This is a genomic window from Roseivivax jejudonensis, assembly GCF_900172265.1.
Classification (GTDB): Bacteria; Pseudomonadota; Alphaproteobacteria; order Rhodobacterales; family Rhodobacteraceae; genus Roseivivax; species Roseivivax jejudonensis.
Genome location: NZ_FWFK01000001.1, coordinates 726,322 through 744,980, shown reverse-complemented (window position 1 = coordinate 744,980; position 18,659 = coordinate 726,322). Strand labels below are relative to the sequence as shown.

Sequence of the window (18,659 nt, the reverse complement as noted above, 5' to 3'; positions counted from 1 at the left end):
CATGAGTGGAATTCAGCCTTTCGGCGGATGAACTTGAGGCCGGTTGCATATATACAGCGCCGAAAGCTGTAATATGGCGAGGACACCATGGCCGACAGGTCCGATATCGCGGCAGCCGCCGCAGAGCGCATCCTGGTGCTCGACGGCGCGATGGGCACGATGATCCAGGCCGAACGCCCCGACGAAGCTGCCTATCGCGGAGCCCGCTTCGCGGATCACCCGCGCGATGTCGGCGGCAACAACGAACTGCTCAGTCTGACGCAGCCCGACATGATCCGCGACATCCACGTCGCCTTCCTCGAGGCAGGCGCGGATATCCTGTGCACCAACACCTTCGGCGCCAACGCCGTCAGCCAGGCCGATTACGGCATGGAGGACCTGTCGCGCGAGATGAACATCGAGAGCGTCCGGCTCGCCCGTGAAGCCGCGGCGTCGGTGGACCGACCCGTCTGGATCGCCGGCGGTATCGGCCCCACCAACCAGACCGCCTCGATCAGCCCGGACGTGAACGACCCCGGCTTCCGCGCGATCACCTTCGACGACCTTGCGCGCGCTTACGGCGAGGCCGCGCGCGGCCTCATCGACGGCGGCGCCGATCTGATCCTGATCGAGACGATCTTCGACACGCTGAACGCCAAGGCGGCGATCTTCGCCATCGAGTCGCTGCGCGACGAAGGTGTCGCCGTCCCGCCGCTGATGATCTCGGGTACGATCACCGACCGGTCGGGACGCACGCTCACAGGCCAGACGCCCGAGGCGTTCTGGGCGAGCATGAGCCACGCCCGCCCGTTCTCCATCGGCCTGAACTGCGCGCTCGGCGCCGCCGAGATGCGCCAGCACGTGCGCACGCTGGCAGAGGTCGCCGACACGCGCGTCAGTGCCTATCCCAACGCCGGCCTGCCGAACGAGATGGGCGGTTACGACGAGACGCCGGACGAGACCGCCCATCATCTGGGCGAATGGGCCGCGGCGGGGCTCGTCAACATCGTCGGCGGTTGCTGCGGCACCACGCCCGACCACATCGCGGCCATCGCCAGGGCGGTGGACGGCAAGGCGCCGCGCCGCGTGCCGGAGCGTGTCCGGAGGATGCGGCTGTCGGGGCTCGAAATGTTCGAAGCGGAGGGCGCGGCATGACCGGAATCGCGACATTCATCAATATCGGCGAACGCACGAACGTCACCGGATCGGCGAAATTCAAGAAGCTGATCATGAACGACGACTACGCCGCCGCGCTCGACGTCGCGCGCCAGCAGGTCGAGAACGGCGCGCAGATCATCGACGTCAACATGGACGAGGGCCTGCTCGACTCCGAGCAGGCGATGACGACCTTCCTCAACCTCATCGCGTCCGAGCCCGACATCAGCCGCGTTCCGGTGATGATCGACAGCTCGAAGTTCGAGGTCATCGAGGCCGGACTGAAATGCGTGCAGGGCCGCAGCGTCGTCAACTCCATCTCGCTCAAGGAGGGCGAGGAGGCGTTCCTGCATCAGGCGCAGATCATCCGCCGTTACGGCGCCGCCGTGGTCGTCATGGCCTTCGACGAGAACGGGCAGGCCGAGACCGCCGAGCACAAGTTCGCAATCTGCAAACGGTCCTACGACCTTCTCGTCGACAAGGCCGGGTTCGACCCGTGGGACATCATCTTCGATCCCAACATCTTCGCCGTCGCGACCGGCATCGAGGAGCACGACAACTATGCCGTCGCGTTCTTTGACGCCACGCGCATGATCAAGGAGGCGATGCCCGACGTGCACGTGTCCGGCGGCTTGTCGAACGTGTCGTTCTCGTTCCGCGGCAACGATCCGGTGCGCGAGGCGATGCACTCGTGCTTCCTCTACCACGCGATCCCGCTCGGGCTCGACATGGCGATCGTCAATGCGGGCCAGATCACCGTCTACGACGACATCCCCGACGAACTGCGCGAGCGGGTCGAGGACGTGCTGCTGAACCGCCGGTCCGACGCGACGGAGCGGCTGCTGGAGATCGCCGACAAGTACCGCGGCTCCGGCGAGGCGGCCAAGAAGGAAGATCCCAAGTGGCGCGAGCAGGCGGTCGAGAAACGGCTGGAGCATGCGCTCGTGCACGGGATCACCGATTACGTTGTCGAGGACACCGAGGAATGCCGCCAGCGCGCCGAGCGCCCGCTCGACGTGATCGAGGGCCCGCTCATGGACGGCATGAACGTGGTCGGCGACCTCTTCGGCGCGGGCAAGATGTTCCTGCCGCAGGTGGTGAAGTCCGCCCGCGTGATGAAGGCCGCGGTCGCGCATCTGCTGCCCTACATGGAAGAGGAGAAGGCGCGCGCCGGCGACACCTCGGCCAAGGGCAAGGTACTGATGGCGACGGTCAAGGGCGACGTGCACGATATCGGCAAGAACATCGTCGGCGTCGTCCTTCAGTGCAACAACTACGACGTCGTCGATCTGGGCGTGATGGTGCCGACCGAGGACATCCTGCGCCGCGCGCGCGAGGAAAAGGCCGACGTCGTCGGGCTCTCGGGGCTCATCACGCCGTCGCTCGACCGCATGGTCGAGGTCGCGGCCGAGATGAAGCGCGAGGGCTTCGACCTGCCGCTCATGATCGGCGGCGCGACCACCTCCAAGAAGCACACGGCCCTCAAGGTCGCGCCGGAATACGATCACGGCGTGATCCATGTGGACGACGCGTCGAAGGCGGTGGGCGTCGTCTCGCGCCTGTTGTCGAAAAAGATGCGGCCGGACTTTCTCGCCGAGGTCGCGGCCGAGCAGGGCGTGCTGCGCGACGCGAGCGCCGGCGCGACGGAGCGCGTGAAGACGCCGCTCGCCACGGCGCGCGCCAACCGCTTCGACGGGCGCTGGGACGATTACGTGCCCGCCAGCCCGCAGGTGCCGGGGCTCACCGTGATCGACGACATGAGCGTCGAGACCCTGGCCGAATACATCGACTGGACGCCGTTCTTCGCCACGTGGGAGATGCGCGGCGTCTACCCGGCGATCCTCAACGATCCCGCAAAGGGACCGGCGGCGCGCGAGCTCTTCGACAACGCGCGCCGGATGCTCGACCGGATCATCGCCGAGGGCTGGTTCGACCCGCGCGGCGTCGCGGCGATCTGGCCGGCCAATTCCGATGGCGACGACATCCTCGTCTGGCAGGACGAGGACCGCGAGAGCGCGCGCGCACGCCTGCCGCAGCTGCGCCAGCAGGGCCAGAAGTCCAAGGGCAAACCGTCGATGTGCCTCGCCGATTTCGTGGCGCCCAAGGGTCTGCCGGACTGGATCGGCGGCTTCGCCGTGACGTCGGGCCCCGAGGTGCACACCCGCGCAGAGGCGTACAAGGCCGCCGGCGAGGATTACGACTCCATCCTCGTCCAGGCCCTGGGCGATCGGCTTGCCGAGGCGTTCGCCGAGGCGCTCCATGCCCGCGTGCGCCGGTCGCTCTGGGCCTACGCGCCCGACGAGACGCTCGACAACGCCGCGCTCATTTCCGAGAAATATCGCGGCATCCGGCCCGCCGCCGGCTATCCCGCCTGTCCCGACCACACCGAAAAGCGCACGCTGTTCGAGCTGCTTGACGCGCCGCGCCACACCGGGCTGACCCTGACCGAAAGCTGTGCGATGTGGCCGGCCGCTGCGGTGTCCGGGCTCTACTTCGCGCATCCCGACGCCGCCTACTTCGGGGTCGGGCGGATCGGCCCGGACCAGGTGGCGGACTACGCCCAGCGCAAGGGCATGTCGATCGCCGATGTCGAGACCTGGCTCGCGCCGAACCTGGGGTACCGCCCGGATCGCGGGGCGGCCACGCGCACGGCCTGACGGGCCGGGCGCGGCGGCGTCACTCCACGGCGCGGATCAGCTTGCGCTCCAGCACGCGCAGGACGGTGCGAAGCTCGTGGCCGCGCTTCAGGATCTGTCCGTCCATGCCGATCACCTGGTACTGACCCTGCCGGGCGCGCAACTTCGGACGCTTCTCGATCCGGTAGAGCGGCTGCTCGGCCGCGCGGCGAAAGATCGAGAAGACCGCGGCGTCGCGGAGCGCCGAGATCCCGTAATCGCGCCATTCCCCGGCGGCGACCATGCGGCCATAGAGCGACAGGATCTCGTTCAGTTCGGCGCGCTGGAACATGACCGCGTCGGGCGCGCGCTCTGGAAACGGGGTGAGCGAGTTCATCCTTTAAAATCTGCGGCGAACGCCCCGCGAAATCAAGGGCGGCGGAGCGAACGGGTGCGCGCACGATCCCCTTCATCTTGCCGGCAAACCCCGGGGGTGTGGGGGCAGAGCCCCCAAGCGCCGGTGCCGCTCGCTCAGCGGTCAGGCAAAGGCGCCGTGGCAGAACCAGCCCGCCGACATCGTGCCGCCATGCGCATAGTAGAGCCACAGCCGCTCTCCGGCCTCGGTCTCCACCCGCCAGTAATCGCGCTGGCCGGTGCGCCAGTCGGGATCGTCGAGCCACCATTCCGGGGCGATCCGCTCCGGTCCGTCGGCATGGAGGATGGTGTGCGCGCGGCCCCGCCAGCGCAGCCGGGCGGGCAGGTCCGGCGCCTCGGCGCCGGTGACCGGTTCGGGCCGCCACAGCAGCAGCGGCCGCGCCGGCCCGCCAACGGGCCAGGCCGGCGCCGGCTCCGACCACGCCGCGGCGAGGGTCAACGCGCCCTTCTCGGGCAGGTGGCTTTCGGCGGGGTGCACGCGGGTGATCGCCTCGAGCCCGAGCCGCGTGCCGAGCCGGGCGATCAGGTCGTCGATCCCGTCGCCCGCCGCCAGCCGCTCCGCCACCGCGCGGCCCGCGTCCAGGTGGCCGACCTTGGCGCGGGCGTGCACGGGTTCGTGCCGGATCGCCTCGAGCCGCAGCATGTCGATGCCGAAGCCCGCGTCGATCTCGGCCGCCGCCGTCACCAGGAGCGGGCGCATCCGGTCCTCGGCATGGGACGGCCGTGCCAGGCTGACATGGCGCCATTCCATGCTCTGATCGGTGCGATGCGCCTCGAGCCGGAGCGTGCGCGCGCCGCGGCCCGCATCCTCCAGCCGCCGGCAGAGTTGCGGCAGCATCCGGTCAAGTGCGGCGATCACGTCGGCCTCGAGCCCGATCGGGTCGGGCAGGGTCATCCGGACGGCGAGGCGCGGCGGCGCGGCGACCGGTGAGATTGGTTCCGGTGCGGCGCCGAGCGCCTGGTCGAGCCGCTGGACCAGACCGGTGCCGAACCGCCGCGCGAGGCTGGCCCTGGGCTGCCCGGTCAGGTCGCGCACCCGGCGCAGGCCCAGCCGCGCCAGCGACTCCACCGTCTCGTCCGGCAGGCGCAGCGCGGCGACGGGCAGCGGCGCGAGCGCCCCGTGCGCCCGGCCCGGCGGGGCGATGCGGCCGCTTCCCGCGGAGCCGGCGGCTGTGGCCGGCGCGGCGCCGCCCCGCTCCCAGTGCCGCCGCTTGCCAGCCTTCGCACGGGTCGCGCGCGCTTCCTGCTCGATCGCGTCGCCCGACCGGTGCGAGCCCGCGCCATGGCCCGCGTGCCGGGCAAGCGCCCACGCCGCACCGAGCGTGTCGGCGAGCCCGGCGCGCACCGACAGCCCGAGATCGGCGCAATCCGCCTCCACCTGCGCCATCAGGTCGGCTTCGCCGCCAAAGAGATGCGCGCAGCCGGTCAGGTCGATCACCAGGCCCTCGGGGGGCTCCTGCGCGACCCAGGGCGAGAACTTGCCCGCCCAGCGGTGCAGCGCGCCGAGAAACGCGGCCTCTCGGTGCGGCACCGCTGGCCGGGTCAGCAACTCACCGCACATCGCGTGGGCGTCGCGCAGGGGCTGGCCGCGATGCAGCCCCGCCTCGGAGGCGCGTGCGGACAGCGACGCGAGCACCTGCGCGTTGCCGTCCTCGCGCACCAGCGCGAAAGGCGCGCGGTCGAGCCCGGGATCGAGCCGGATGGCCCGTTCGGCCCCGAGGCGCGGAAACCAGAGGGAGAGGATGCGGCGGTTGGACATGCGGGCAGCAGCGTTTGTTCACTATTCGTTCTAGACTTCGGTATGCGTGGAGTCGAGGCGTCGCATGTCGTGCATCGTCCTTGCGTGGCGCCGCGACCGCGTGTCGCGTCCTCGTCCCGCGGGCGGGGCGTATCGCGGATCGGGGCCGCCGGACGGGCCGCGACGAGAGTGCCGCGGCCTGTCCGGTGGCGCATGCCGCCCGCGCGCGTCAGTCCATCCGCACCGCGAGGTCGAGATCACCGCGCACCGCCTCCGGAAAGATCACGTGCACCCGATCCCGGTCCGGTCCCTCACCTGTCGAGACGTAGGGCATGACCCATTCGCTCACGTTCGCGCCGTTGCGCAGCCGGCTCGGGTAGACAAGAGAGTCGACGCCGCGCGCCTCGCCGCCGAATGGCAGCCGCCCGCCGGTGCCGACCACCCAGGTATCGGCCACGCTGTTCTGGGCGTGCCGAACGCGCAGCGGGTTCGCGATGGCGAACTCCACGTTGTTGAAGCTGTTGTTCGACACCGACACCTGCCGCGAGGCGCCGACGTCGAGCGGTGCGAAGCTGGTATCGACGCGCTCCACCCGGTCGATCACCACCCCCGATGCGCGGAAGTTGTTGCCCGAGATGTTGAGCCCGTTCAGCCGGTGATCGCGGCCGAACGGCTTCAGCACGATGAAAGAGAAACTGGGCGCGACGTTCGAGCAAAGGAACACGTTGTCGGCTATGGTCAGCCCGGCAAAGCCGAACCCGCCGGCGTAGTCCGGCTCCGGTTCGCGTTCGTTCGTCCATTCGACAAAGCAGTTGTCGACGTAGTTGCCAAGGATCGAGGTATTGCACGCGCGCAGCGCCACCACGATGCCCGCCGTCCGAAGACCGTTGGCCGACGCGTCGCCCTGGAAGAAGTGGTTGCCGGCGATCAGGCCCTGCGCGCCCGACGTGACGAGGAAGTGCCGGAACTGGGAGGCGCGGTTGTCGCGGATCTTGATGTCGTTCGCGTTGGCGTTCATCGCGACCGACACGCGGTTCTGCGCGGGCGTTCCGCCCTCGAAGCTCATGAAGTTGCAGCGCTCCACCATCAGGCCCTGGCAGCCCGCGCCGTGGCTGGTGATCGCGCGGTGACCCGGCCGGTTGAAGGTGCAGTCGCGGATCTTGGTCGCCACGCCAACCGGCGGCAGGAGGACTCCGCTGGCCACTTCCGCACACTGGAATTCGATGCCGTCGATCTGGAACGCGTCGAGTCGCGAGAAGCCGGACAGGTCGAGCAGGTAGCGGAACCGCGTGAAGGTATAGGTCTGCACGCCGGCGGCGTCCGACAGCGGCTGGGAGAGAGTGATTTCCTGGGCCGACACGTTCCTGGAGCGCACGTAGATTTCGCGCCCGACGCCGGCCCCCGTCACCAGCGCTCCGACCGGCACGTTGGCGACGTTCGTCACCTGGGTGAGCCGTGTCGGGGCTTCGGCCGCGTAGCGCGCCTGGCTCGTCACGACCTCCGGCGCCCAGTCGCCGTCCGGCGCCGCGCCGATCTGGCCGTTCCGCAGGATGCGCCGCTGGGCATAGCTCGACCGGTTGGGCACTGCGTCCCGCATGTCGAGCGGCGCGTCCAGCGTCACCCGCCGGCCCCCCATGTCGAGGCTGTCGTGATCGGCGTTGTTCAGAAGTGCCTGCAAGCCCTTGCGCAGCGCCGTGCCCTCGTCGCCGAACGCGGCGATGTAGGTTGGCAGATCGAAGCTCTTGGTGAACGACACGATGGCGCCGGTGGTGGCCTGGAGCCGCCCCTCGAAGATCATGGGCGAATCCATCGTGATCGAGCTGGCGATGCGGTAGCTGCCGGCCGAGACGAAGACCGCGCGCCCGTCCGCATCCGCGTCAGCCAGTTCGAAGGCCGCGGCATCGTCGCCGGTGCCGTCGCCCCGTGCGCCGTAGTCGCGCACGTCGACCCACGGAACGAGGTCGCGCAGAAACGCGGCGGTCACGTCCTCGATCTCGATATCGTCGACCCGGACGATGCCGCCGTCGGGCCCGGTCAGATCGATGCCGAAATGGCCGTAGGCCGCCTGCGTGCCCCATACCATGTCGACGCCGCTCCGGTTGCCGGTGCCGACGATGGCGCTTACCTGCACGACCTCGCCGTAGGCGGTCAGGGCCGTCGCCGGCCCGGCCTCGGTCACGCCACCCAGATGGGTGCCGTCGCCGCGTGCGGCCCAGGCGCCGATCCGCACCGCGGGAAGGTTGCCCGATACCGCTTTCACCCGCGCCGTGATCCGCAGGTAGCATCCCGGCAAGATCGGCGTCTCGCCCATGAAGCGCACGCGATGCGTGCCGTCGGTCTTCTGCAGCTCCAGCGCGCCGCCGAAATCGGCATCCGACGGCACGAAGGCCGCGGTCGCGCTGCCGGCATACGTATCGGAGCCCGGTGTGCCGTCCTCGCTCGACCAGACCCCGAGACCGGCCGAAAAGGCCGTGGGCTGGAACACGATACCGTCGGTAATTGCCTTGTTCATCGCTGTCGCCTTTCCCCATGCGCGCGCCCGGGGCGTCGCGCCGCAGCCGATGCGGGCGCGCCCGGGTCAGGACGGGACAGGATGTGCCAGTGCGGGGTTTCGGCGGTCCTTCGGCGCCGTGCGCGACCCCGTTGCGCAAATCCGCTGACGGTGCGGCGGCGTCAGGCGGCGAGGCTCTCCTCGAGGATCTGCACGCCGCCGATCCGCCAGCCGTCGCCGATCATGCGCATCTCGTAGTCGAGAACGTGCAGCGCGCCCGTGTCGTCGCGGACATAGACCTTCTGCCACAGCCCGCCGTCACGCTCGCGCAGCGCGCCGAACGTGACCTCTCCAGGCTGCCAGACCATCGGGTAGCCGCGCTCGACCATCTGGCCGAACACCTCGGGCGTGCGGAAGATCGAGCGGATGCCCGGGGCGGCGAAATCGAACGCGCCGGTCACGTCGCCGTCGCGGAACGCCTCCATCTGCCCTTCGATCACCGCTTCGATGTCTGGGTCGCGCGGGCGCTCCTGCGCGGTCGCGGGCGCCGGCAGCATCAGCGCGAGGCACAGGGCCAGGCAAGCCGCGATCCGGGCTGCGAGACGGTCGAGCATGGCGGTCCTCCCTTGCCGTGTTCCGCTCCTCTCTGCAAAATGCTGCAAGCTTGCGCTCTGACAAGGGAACGGCCGCCATCGAGGCACCGTTTGTTCCGCGATGGCATACACGCTGAAATCGACCGAACCCGACCTCGCACAGGGCATGCGCCGTGTCGCTATCGAACAGCTCGATCGTGCGCTTTCCGCGCTCGACAGCCCCGGAGAGGATCCGCACGAGTCGGTTCACGAGGCGCGCAAGTGCTGCAAGAAGCTGCGCGGCCTGCTGCGCCTGTTTCGCGGGGCGTTTCCGGGATACGCAGACGAGAACGCCGCGCTGCGCGATGCGGCGCGTCATCTGTCGGGCCTGCGCGACAAGACCGCGATGATCGAGTGCTACGACCGGCTGATGGAGCGTTACGGCGCCGCGCTCGAGCGCAGCGCCTTCGCCCCGCTCCGCGCCGGCTTTACCCGAGACCGCAAGGCGGCGGTCGAGGCCGGCGACCTCGGCGACCGGATGGCGGCGATGGCGGACGCGCTGCGGACGGTGCGCGGCCGCGCCGAGGGCTGGACCCTCACCGAAGAGGGCTTCGACGCGATCGAGTACGGCCTCATCAAGAGCTACGCCCGCGCGCGCGACGCGATGGAGGCCGCGGCGGACGATCGTGATGCCGAAGCGATGCACGAGTGGCGCAAGCGCGTGAAATATCACTGGTATCACATGCGCCTTCTGTCCGACGCACAATCCGAGCCGCTGGCGGCACGCGAAGCCGCGGCGGATCGCCTGTCAGACCTTCTGGGCGATCATCACGATCTGGTGGAACTCGGCCCGCGGCTGGAGAGCGCGCCGCTTGGTGACGTGCCGACGCGGGTCTTCCGCGGGCTCGTGGGCGAGGAAAAGGCGCGGCTCGAGGACGAAATCTTCGTCCTCGGCGCAACGCTTTTTTCTCGCAAGCCGAAGAAACTGGGCAAGGACGTCGCCCGCGCCGTCACCACGTGGTACGCGGCCGCCTAGGCGCGGTGCCCCGTCGTCCCGGGTTCAGACCAGCTCGCGGTTCAGCGCACGCTCGATCAGGGTGACCGTCTCGTCGATCCCGTAGAGCGCAACGAACCCGCCGAACCGCGGACCCTGGCTTGCCCCGAGCAACACCTCGTAGAGCGCCTTGAACCAGTCGCGCAGCGGCTCGAACCCGTGATCCTTGCCGACGGCGAAGACGATGGTCTGCAGGGTCTCGTCGTCGGTCGGACCATCGTGCGCCTGAAGCCGCGCGGCAAGGTCGCGCATCGCCGCTTCCTCGGTCTCGTCGGGCGCGCGGAACACCTTGTGAGGCCGGACGAAATCCTCATAGTAGCGCACCGCGTAGCCGGCGGCTGCGTCGAGGTCGGGGTTCGCCTCGGGCGACGCGTCGGGCGCGTAGCGGATGATGAACCCCCAGAGCGTTTCCTTGTCCTCGGCCCCCGACACGGAAGCCAGGTTCAGCAGCATCGCGAAGGACACCACCATCGTCGAGGCCGGAACGTTGTGCCCGTGCACGTGGTAGACCGGGTTGGCGAGCCGCTTTTCCGCATCCTGATCGGCATAGGCGCGCAGCTGTTGGTGGTACTCGTCCACCGCCTTCGGGATGACGTCCCAGCTCAGCCGCTTCGCGGTCTTGGGCTTCTGGTACATGTAGTAGCCGAGACTCTCGGTCGACGCGTAGGTCAGCCACTCGTCGATGGTCAGCCCGTTGCCCTTCGACTTGGAGATCTTCTCGCCCTTCTCGTCGAGGAAAAGCTCGTAGGTGAAATGCTCGGGCTTGCGACCGCCGAGGATCTCGCAGATCCGGTCGTAGATCGGCGTATTGGTCGAATGGTCCTTGCCGTACATCTCGAAATCGACGTCGAGCGCGGCCCAGCGAGCCCCGAAATCAGGCTTCCATTGCAGCTTCACGTTGCCGCCGGTGACCGGCAGCGTCCATTCGCGACCGTCCTCGTCGTCGAAGGTGACGGTGCCGTCCTTTGCATCGACGTGTTTGATCGGCACGTAGAGCACGCGCCCCGTTTCGGGGTGGATCGGCAGGAAGATCGAATAGGTCTGCTGGCGCTCCTCGCGGAGCGATTTCAGCATCACCTCCATCAGCGCGTCGTAGCGTTCGGCGGCGCGCAGCAGCGTCTCGTCGAACTGCCCGGAGCGATAGTAGTCGGTGGCCGACACGAATTCGTACTCGAAGCCGAACGCATCGAGAAAGGCACGCAGCCGGGCATTGTTGTGATGGCCGAAGCTCTCGTGCGTGCCGAACGGGTCGGGCACGTCGGTCAGCGGTTTCTGCAGGTGATCGCGCAGCGCCTCGGGCTCGGGGACGTTGTCGGGCACCTTGCGCATCCCGTCCATGTCGTCGGAAAAGCAGACGAGCCGCGTCGGGATGTCCGAGATCACCTCGAAGGCGCGGCGGATCATCGTGGTGCGCGCGACTTCGCCGAAAGTGCCGATATGCGGCAAGCCCGACGGTCCGTACCCGGTTTCGAACAGCACATGGCCCTTTTCGGGCGGGCCGCTCTCGTACCGTTTCAGCACGCGGCGCGCCTCCTCGAACGGCCAGGCCTTCGACTGCATGGCGGCATCGCGCAGATCGGACATCGCGGGGCTCCTCGGATGGTGGCGGGCGGCAGCGCGCCGCAGCCGCTCCCTATTGCCGGGGGGGAGGCGGGTCAATAACGTCGCGCCCGACACACCGCCCTGACCGGAGCCCGGCCATGACCGACCAGATCGAACACCCGCTGAGCCCGCAGGACTGCCTCGTGGCGCTCATGATCGCCGTCTCCGCCTCGGACGAGGATATCCGCACCGCCGAGCTTCTGAAGATCCAGTCGGCCGTGTCGATCCTGCCGGTGTTCGAGAATTACGACGGCGACCGGATCCAGCAGATGTCGCAGCTGATCTTCGAGCTTTTCGGCCAGGAGGACGGGCTCGACGCGCTCTTCGGTCTTCTGCGCGAGAACCTGCCCGAGCGGTTGAACGAAACCGCCTATGCGCTGGCCTGCGATGTCGCTGCCGCCGACGGTGCGCTCGCCGAGACCGAATTGCGGCTCCTCGAGGAAATCCGCTACGAGCTCGACCTCGACCGGCTGCACGCCGCCGCGATCGAGCGAGGCGCCCGCGCGCGACACCTGCGCGCCTGATCGCGGTCGGAGCTGCCGAGGGGCCGGGAAAAACGCCCGCTCAAGGGGCTACGGCCGGCCTCGCGTGGTCGGCAGGAGACACGCGCTTCGCGATGCATCAACTCGCGTGATGCGCCGGTGCACGTATTGGCGATTGCGATCGGCGCACGCGGCTGTAGCGTCGGCACGGCCTCAGGCTCAGGAGATCGCCGATGGAACGGCCCGCCCCCCTCGTGACGCCGGTGCTCGTCGCCGGCTGCCTTGTCATCATGGTATCGTTCGCGATCCGCGCGAGCTTCGGCGTGTTCCAGATCCCCATCGCAGAGGAGTTCGGGTGGCTCCGGGCCGAGTTCTCGCTGGCGATCGCGATCCAGAATCTTGCGTGGGGCATCGGCCAGCCGATCTTTGCAGCCTTCGCAGAGCGTCTGGGCGACCGGCGCGCCATCGTCCTCGGCGCGGTGGTCTATGCGTTCGGCCTTGTCCTGTCGAGCGCGGCGACGACCCCGGCCGCGCACCAGATGCTCGAGGTGCTTGTCGGCTTCGGTATCGCGGGGACCGGCTTCGGCGTGATCCTTGCGGTGGTCGGGCGCGCGGCGTCGGACGACAACCGTTCGATGGCGTTGGCGATCGCCACTGCAGCCGGCTCGGCAGGACAGGTTCTCGGGGCGCCGCTGGCCGAATGGATGCTGGGTCTGATGAGCTGGCAGAGCGTCTTCGTGGTTTTCGCCGGCGCGATCCTCGGCATTCTGGCGGTCCTGCCGCTGATGCGCGTGCCGCCCCCATCGGCCAGCACCGGGCCGGAGGAGTCGATGGGCACGATCCTCGGCCGTGCCGTCCGAGACCCCTCGTTCTCGCTGATCTTCATCGGGTTCTTTTCCTGCGGCTACCAGCTCGGCTTCGTCACCGCGCATTTCCCCGCGCTCGTGACCGAGATGTGCGGCCCGATCCTGCAGGGTGGCGTGCTGCACTCGATCGGCATCACCACGACGTCGGCGCTCGGGGCGGTGGCGATCTCGCTCATCGGTCTGGCGAACATCGCGGGCACGCTCGCGGCCGGCTGGGCCGGGCGTCGTTACCAGAAAAAGTATCTCTTGGCCGCGATCTATGTCGGGCGGACGGTCGCCGCGGCGGCCTTCATCGCGTTGCCGATCACGCCGGGGTCCGTTCTTCTCTTCAGCCTCGTCATGGGCGCGCTCTGGCTGGCGACGGTGCCGCTCACTTCGGGCCTGATCGCGCATATCTACGGGGTGCGCTACATGGGCACGCTCTACGGTATCGTCTTCTTCTCGCACCAGTTCGGCAGCTTCCTGGGCGTGTGGCTGGGCGGGCAGATGTACGACGTGACCGGGGACTACACCTTGGTGTGGTGGATCGGTGTCGGCGTCGGGGCGCTGTCCGCCATCGTCCATTTGCCGGTGCAGGAGCGGCGGGCGCCGGTCATGGCGGCGGCCTGACGCCTGGCGCGGCGCTAGGCCGCCCGCTCCGCGGGAAGCAGTCCGTCCGCAACCAGCCGCCCGGCCCAGCCCTCCGGCGTCGTGAAGAGGTGGGTCTGCCAGCCGCGCGCCTCGGCCGCGGCGATATTGTCGGCGCGGTCGTCGACGAACAGGAGCCTGTCGGGCGGCAGCCCGCATTCGTCTTCGAGGGCCGCGTAGATCTCGGCGTCCGGTTTCGCCAGGCCCATGTGGCCCGAGATGAAGCGGCGGTCGAACTCCGTCAGGAACGGGTATTCCGGCTCGGCCAGCGCGAAGGTTCCGATGCCGAAGTTCGACAGCGCGAAGACCGGGACGCCGCTGTCCCGCAACGCCCGCAGCAGGCGCACGGAGTGCGGGATCTCGGGGCCGGCAAGGCGCAGCCAGTCGTCGTGCCACATCCGGATCTCGGTCGCCCAGCCCGGATGGCGCGCGGCCGTCGCTTCCACCGTCTCGCGGAAATCGTGGCCGTGGTCGATGCGGTCGTTCATCTCGTGGAGGTCGACCTCGGAAAACAGCGCGCGGCGTCGCTCCGCACCGATCACCGCGTCGAAATGGCGCTCGGGGCGCCACTCGATCAGGACATTGCCGATATCGAAGATCACCGCGTCTACGCTCATGGCGTGTGCCCCGTGCCGGAGTGCCGCGCGGCGGCCCGCATCTCGCGCTCCAACGCGTCGAGAAAGCGCGCGCGATCGGCTTTCGAAAACGCCCGCCCGCCGCCCTGACGAAAGGGATCGGCGGCGCGCAGGTCGGTCATCAGGTCGCGTGTTGCCAGCGCTTGTCCGACATTGGCGTGGTCGAGCCGTTCGCCGTTCGGCTTCAGCACCCGCGCACCGCCCGCGACGCACCGTGCCGCCAGCGGGATGTCCTGGGTCACGACGACGTCGCCGGCGCCGGCACGGTCGGCGATCCAGAGGTCGGCGGCGTCCGGCCCCTCCGGGACGATGACGATCTCCACCAGCGGATTGCGCGACGGGCGTATACCGCCGTTCGACACCATGCGCACCGCCGCGCCGTGACGTGTGGCCACGCGCTCGGCCTCGGCCCGGACGGGGCAGGCATCGGCATCGACGTACAGGATCACGCGTAGAGCGCCTCCGCGTGAAAGGCGACGTGATCCTCCATGAACGACGACATGAAGAAGTAGCTGTGATCGTAGCCTTTCTGGAGCCGGAACTGGCCCTCCTGTCGGCGCGCGGCCATCGCCTCGGCCAGCGTTTCGGGCTTCAGGAGGTCGAGGAACTGGTCGTTGGTGCCCTGGTCGACAAGGACCGGGCCCGGAAAGCCGGACTCGCGCATCAGGAGCGTCGAGTCGTGGGCGGACCAGCGGCTCTCGTCGCTGCCGAGATAGGCGCCGAACTGCTTGCGCCCCCAATCGGAGGCCGTCGGATTCGCAATGGGTGCGAAGGCCGACACCGAGCGGAACCGGTCGGGCAGGGTCATCGCGACGGTCAGCGCGCCGTGCCCGCCCATCGAGTGCCCGAAGATCGATTGCCGGTCGAGATCGACGGCGAACTCACTGCCGACCAGCGCGGGCAGTTCCTGCGTGACGTAATCCCACATCCGGTAGTGCGGCGCCCAGGGCGCCTCGGTCGCGTTGACGTAGAACCCGGCACCCTGGCCGAGATCGAAGGCGTCGTCATCTGCGACGTCCGCGCCGCGCGGCGAGGTGTCGGGCAGGCACAGCGCGACGCCGGCCTCGGCGCACCAGGCCTGCGCCCCGGCCTTGGTCATGGCGTTCTCGTGCGTGCAGGTCAGACCCGAGAGATACCACAGGATCGGCACGGGGACGCTTCGCGCCTCTTCGGGCAGGAACAGCGCGAAGGTCATGTCGCAGGCGCAGGCCTCCGACGTATGGCTGTAGACGCCCTGAATGCCACCGAAGCATCGGGTTTCGGAAACGGTCTTCATCGGGAACTCCCTCGCGTTCGGTTGTCGGCCAAGCCGTGCCCGATGCGCGCGGCCCGCGCAAGCGCGCTCAGACCGCGACGACGGCGATCACCGCCGACACCGTAAGGATCGATGCGGCGGTCGAGATCAGGATGGCAGCCGACACGCGCTGCGGCGCCACGCCGTAATGCTGCGCGAGGATGAACACGTTACCCGCGACGGGCAGGGCGGCGGCCGACACGATGACCGCGGCGTCGTAGGGATCGACCCGGAAGAAGAGGTAGGCACCCGCCGCGACGAGCGCGGGATGCAGCACGAGCTTGCAGAACGACAGCCAGCCGGAAACGCTGAGGCGTTCGGCCGATTTCGACGCCAGCGACGCGCCGATGGCGAACAGCGCGCCAGGCGTCGCCGCATTGCCGAGAATGGTCAGGAACTCGTTGGCCACCGCGGGGATCGGCAGCGCCGCCGCGGACACCGCGAGCCCGGCGACGATCGCGACGATCATCGGGTTCTTCAGCAGGCCGATGCCGACCGTCCGCAGGACGCCGAGCGACATCCGCCCGTCACGCGATCCGGTGACGAGGATGACGAGAAGCGACGAGAATACGATCAGGTCGATCGACAGCACCAGGATGATCGGCCCGACGGCGGCCTCGCCAAGCAGAAGCGCCAGCATCGGGACGCCCAGAAAGCCGGTGTTTCCGATCGCCGCGCACTGCGCCTCGATCGCTGCAACCTCGACCCGCATGCCGCGCCAGAACGCGACCCCGGTCGCGATACCGTAGACGAACGCGGTGCCCCACAGATACGCCGCCGCGAGTCGCGCATCGAAGATTTCGCCGATGCTGAGATTGGCGGAGAATCGGAACAGCATCGCCGAAAGCGCGAAGTAGAAGACGAATTTCGTCAGGTAGGCCGTCGCTTCCTCGGTGAAAAAACGCGTTCGCCCCGCGCCGTAGCCGAGACCGATCAGGGCGAAGAAAGGAAGCGTCTTGAGCAGGATCTCGAGCATGGCGGCTTTGGTAGCAGCCTTCGCCGAACCGTCAATCGCGCCCGATATTATCGCGATGCAATGTTGCCGCGGCGCGAATCGCGCCGGATTGATTGCTGATTCGGGATAATTAGTTTACGCTGCGTAAACATTTACCTCGTACCGACCAATCTTGTTCTCACGCATGGAGTTTTCGCATGCGCAACATTCTCGTGTTGGCCCTCGCGGCCGCGTTCGCCCTGGCCGGTCCGTCAAAGACAGCCGCGCAGGGCATCATCCTCGACCTTCCTTTCTTGACCTTCCCGCCGACGCAAACACCGGCGCCGATAGATCCCGCCGAACAGGTCACGCGCGGCTCGTGACACGCGCCAGCCGGCGCCGTCGCTTCGGCAACGCAGACTGGACCGGCCACCCGGAGCCAAGGGGCAGACCGACGGCATGAATTGGCCGCGCAGCGCGACAGGTCGGGCGCGCCTCTCTTGAATTGCTGAACCAAACAGTTTAGTTTATTTTTGCGCCCGGGCCACTGGGCTCACCGGACCCATTCAAACTCGCATGGAGATACGATCATGCGCTTCCTGCTCGCTCTGATCCTCGCCGCTGCGGCGACCCTGTCCACTCCCGCGCTTGCCGGAGGGACCTTCCCCGAACTGCCGTTCCTCGAGTTTCCGCCCGATGACGGCCCGTTCGGTCCGGTCGATCCGACCCCCGCGCCGGACACGTCGCGTCTCGGATGAGGCCACGTATTGCTTGCGCCTCTTGCGGCGTCCTATAGTCGCCTGCCGGCAAGTGTGGGGTGATATATGACGGCCGAGGCCGCGAAGGTCCGCAAGGGGCGCAAGTTCGACCAGGTCGTCACCGGGGCACGCGACATCTTCCTGCGCGACGGGTACGAAGGCGCCAGCGTCGACGACATCGCCCGAGCGGCGGGCGTGTCAAAAGCCACGCTCTACAGCTACTTTCCCGACAAGCGGCTCCTGTTCCTCGAGGTCGCGACCGGCCAGTGCCAATTCCAGACCGACGAGGTCCTGTCGGGCGTCGACCTGACGCGCCCCCCGCGCGAGGTTCTGCCGGTGGCGGCGCGCAGCTACATGCGGTTCGTGCTGTCGCCGCTCGGGCAAAGCATCTTCCGCGTGTGCGTCTCGGAGACAGAGCGGTTTCCCGAGATCGGTCGCGAATTCTTCGAGTGCGGGCCGAAGCTCGTCCACACCTACCTCGTCTCTTACCTGCAGGGGGCGGCGACGCGTGGGGAAGTCGCGATCGACGATCTCGATCTCGCCGCGCACCAGTTCGCGCAGCTCTGCAAGGCGGGTCTGTGGGACAAGCTCGCCTTCGGCATCCAGGACGATTACGAACCGGCCGAGCTCGATCGGGTCATCGACGGCGCGGTCGAGATGTTCATGGCGCGCTACGGCACCTGACCGCCGGTCAGTCGACCCGCCGCAGCAAGAGCTGATTGCCCTGCGAGCGCTTGGTCTCGAACACCTTCAGTTCGCTCACGAGATCCGAGAGCTTGCGCTTGCCGTAGGTGCGCGTGTCGAAATCCGGGTTCGACGCCGTGATGAACTGGCCGATCTGGCCGAGCGTGAACCACTCGTCGTCCTGCTCGATCGAATCCATCGCCTTGAAGATGAGGTTGCGCGCTTCCTCGAGGTTCCCGGTCGCGCGGGTGGTGCCCTTCGACCGCCCCGACTGTTCCGGCGCGCCGTCCATGTTCTCGAGAAAGATGAAGCGCTTGCATGCCTTCTTGAACGCCTCCGGCGTCTTCTGCATGCCGATGCCGTAAACATCGAGGCCCTGCTCGCGCAGACGGCTCGCGAGACGGGTGAAGTCGCTGTCGGACGACACGAGGCAGAAGCCGTCGAAGCGCCCGGAATGCATCAGGTCCATCGCGTCGATCACCAGCGCGATGTCCGACGCGTTCTTGCCCACGGTATTCGCCGGCTGATGCGTCGGCACGAGGCCGAATTCGGCGGTCACCTTGGACCAGCCGGCCATCTGGTTCGAGGAGAAGTCGCCGTAGCAGCGCCGCACGCTGGCCTCGCCAAGGCTCGCGATCTCGTCGAAGAGCGCCTTGGCGTATTTCGGCGAGGTGTTGTCTGCGTCGATCAGGACGGCAAGAAGCTTGGTATCGTCGGGCATGGCAGCCTCCCGGGCGT

At 68.3% G+C, this 18,659-nt stretch carries 18 protein-coding genes; 8 read left to right on the top strand and 10 right to left on the bottom strand.

The features are described from left to right. Positions 1–87: 87 nt before the first annotated feature. Positions 88–1,134 (top strand): homocysteine S-methyltransferase family protein, encoded by a 1,047-nt coding sequence (locus ROJ8625_RS21525; protein WP_200813271.1) that lies wholly within the window; start codon positions 88–90, stop codon positions 1,132–1,134. Then, a complete protein-coding gene (gene metH / locus ROJ8625_RS03725) occupies positions 1,131–3,791 on the top strand; it encodes a methionine synthase (protein ID WP_200813270.1) in 2,661 nt (886 codons plus the stop codon). The genes ROJ8625_RS21525 and metH overlap by 4 nt, the downstream gene beginning before the upstream one ends. A gap of 19 nt (positions 3,792–3,810) precedes the next feature. On the opposite strand, the gene ROJ8625_RS03720 is transcribed toward metH, so the two are convergent. The 4 genes from ROJ8625_RS03720 to ROJ8625_RS03705 form a co-directional block, all read right to left on the bottom strand. Next, a complete protein-coding gene (locus ROJ8625_RS03720) occupies positions 3,811–4,146 on the bottom strand; it encodes a DUF2794 domain-containing protein (RefSeq protein WP_085790475.1) in 336 nt (111 codons plus the stop codon). Positions 4,147–4,287: 141 nt separating this feature from the next. Continuing rightward, complete coding sequence (locus ROJ8625_RS03715; protein WP_085790474.1) at positions 4,288–5,943, bottom strand: DUF6504 family protein; 1,656 nt, start codon at positions 5,941–5,943, stop codon at positions 4,288–4,290. 208 nt (positions 5,944–6,151) lie between these two features. Next, entirely contained in the window at positions 6,152–8,434 is a 2,283-nt protein-coding gene (locus ROJ8625_RS03710) for a glycosyl hydrolase family 28-related protein (RefSeq protein WP_085790473.1), read from the bottom strand. 161 nt (positions 8,435–8,595) lie between these two features. Continuing rightward, positions 8,596–9,027, bottom strand: coding sequence for a DUF4864 domain-containing protein (locus tag ROJ8625_RS03705; RefSeq protein WP_085790472.1), 432 nt, complete (start codon positions 9,025–9,027; stop codon positions 8,596–8,598). A gap of 100 nt (positions 9,028–9,127) precedes the next feature. Here ROJ8625_RS03705 and ROJ8625_RS03700 point away from each other — a divergent pair, with 100 nt between their 5' ends. Then, on the top strand, positions 9,128–10,021 hold the full coding sequence (locus ROJ8625_RS03700) for a CHAD domain-containing protein (protein ID WP_085790471.1): 894 nt from the start codon (positions 9,128–9,130) through the stop codon (positions 10,019–10,021). Between the two features lie 24 nt (positions 10,022–10,045). On the opposite strand, the gene ROJ8625_RS03695 is transcribed toward ROJ8625_RS03700, so the two are convergent. Then, on the bottom strand, positions 10,046–11,623 hold the full coding sequence (locus ROJ8625_RS03695) for a lysine--tRNA ligase (RefSeq protein ID WP_085790470.1): 1,578 nt from the start codon (positions 11,621–11,623) through the stop codon (positions 10,046–10,048). 116 nt (positions 11,624–11,739) lie between these two features. Here ROJ8625_RS03695 and ROJ8625_RS03690 point away from each other — a divergent pair, with 116 nt between their 5' ends. Both ROJ8625_RS03690 and ROJ8625_RS03685 read left to right on the top strand, forming a co-directional pair. Continuing rightward, positions 11,740–12,165, top strand: a complete 426-nt coding sequence (locus tag ROJ8625_RS03690; RefSeq protein WP_085790469.1) for a tellurite resistance TerB family protein — start codon at positions 11,740–11,742, stop codon at positions 12,163–12,165. 191 nt (positions 12,166–12,356) lie between these two features. Then, complete coding sequence (locus ROJ8625_RS03685; protein WP_085790468.1) at positions 12,357–13,598, top strand: MFS transporter; 1,242 nt, start codon at positions 12,357–12,359, stop codon at positions 13,596–13,598. A 14-nt stretch (positions 13,599–13,612) separates the two neighbouring features. On the opposite strand, the gene ROJ8625_RS03680 is transcribed toward ROJ8625_RS03685, so the two are convergent. From ROJ8625_RS03680 to ROJ8625_RS03665, 4 genes are all read right to left on the bottom strand, one after another. Further along, on the bottom strand, positions 13,613–14,233 hold the full coding sequence (locus ROJ8625_RS03680) for an HAD family hydrolase (RefSeq protein WP_085790467.1): 621 nt from the start codon (positions 14,231–14,233) through the stop codon (positions 13,613–13,615). After that, positions 14,230–14,697: a YaiI/YqxD family protein gene (locus tag ROJ8625_RS03675; protein WP_370738464.1), complete on the bottom strand. Its 468-nt coding sequence runs from the start codon at positions 14,695–14,697 to the stop codon at positions 14,230–14,232. Before ROJ8625_RS03675 ends, ROJ8625_RS03680 begins: the two co-directional genes overlap by 4 nt. Then, positions 14,697–15,527: an S-formylglutathione hydrolase gene (gene fghA / locus ROJ8625_RS03670; RefSeq protein ID WP_085790465.1), complete on the bottom strand. Its 831-nt coding sequence runs from the start codon at positions 15,525–15,527 to the stop codon at positions 14,697–14,699. Before fghA ends, ROJ8625_RS03675 begins: the two co-directional genes overlap by 1 nt. Before the next feature lie 67 nt (positions 15,528–15,594). Then, complete coding sequence (locus ROJ8625_RS03665) at positions 15,595–16,521, bottom strand: AEC family transporter (RefSeq protein ID WP_085790464.1); 927 nt, start codon at positions 16,519–16,521, stop codon at positions 15,595–15,597. Between the two features lie 176 nt (positions 16,522–16,697). On the opposite strand from ROJ8625_RS03665, the gene ROJ8625_RS20920 reads away from it, so the two are divergent. The 3 genes from ROJ8625_RS20920 (at position 16,698) to ROJ8625_RS03660 (ending at position 17,921) form a co-directional block, all read left to right on the top strand. Further along, entirely contained in the window at positions 16,698–16,862 is a 165-nt protein-coding gene (locus tag ROJ8625_RS20920; RefSeq protein ID WP_159456714.1) for a hypothetical protein, read from the top strand. Positions 16,863–17,069: 207 nt separating this feature from the next. After that, the gene (locus ROJ8625_RS20915) at positions 17,070–17,237 is read left to right on the top strand and encodes a hypothetical protein (protein ID WP_159456713.1); all 168 of its coding nucleotides are present in this window, start codon (positions 17,070–17,072) and stop codon (positions 17,235–17,237) included. Between the two features lie 66 nt (positions 17,238–17,303). Beyond that, complete coding sequence (locus tag ROJ8625_RS03660) at positions 17,304–17,921, top strand: TetR/AcrR family transcriptional regulator (RefSeq protein WP_085790463.1); 618 nt, start codon at positions 17,304–17,306, stop codon at positions 17,919–17,921. 7 nt (positions 17,922–17,928) lie between these two features. Here the strand turns inward: ROJ8625_RS03660 and ROJ8625_RS03655 are convergent, their stop codons facing one another. Then, positions 17,929–18,642, bottom strand: coding sequence for an NYN domain-containing protein (locus ROJ8625_RS03655; RefSeq protein ID WP_085790462.1), 714 nt, complete (start codon positions 18,640–18,642; stop codon positions 17,929–17,931). Positions 18,643–18,659: the final 17 nt, after the last annotated feature.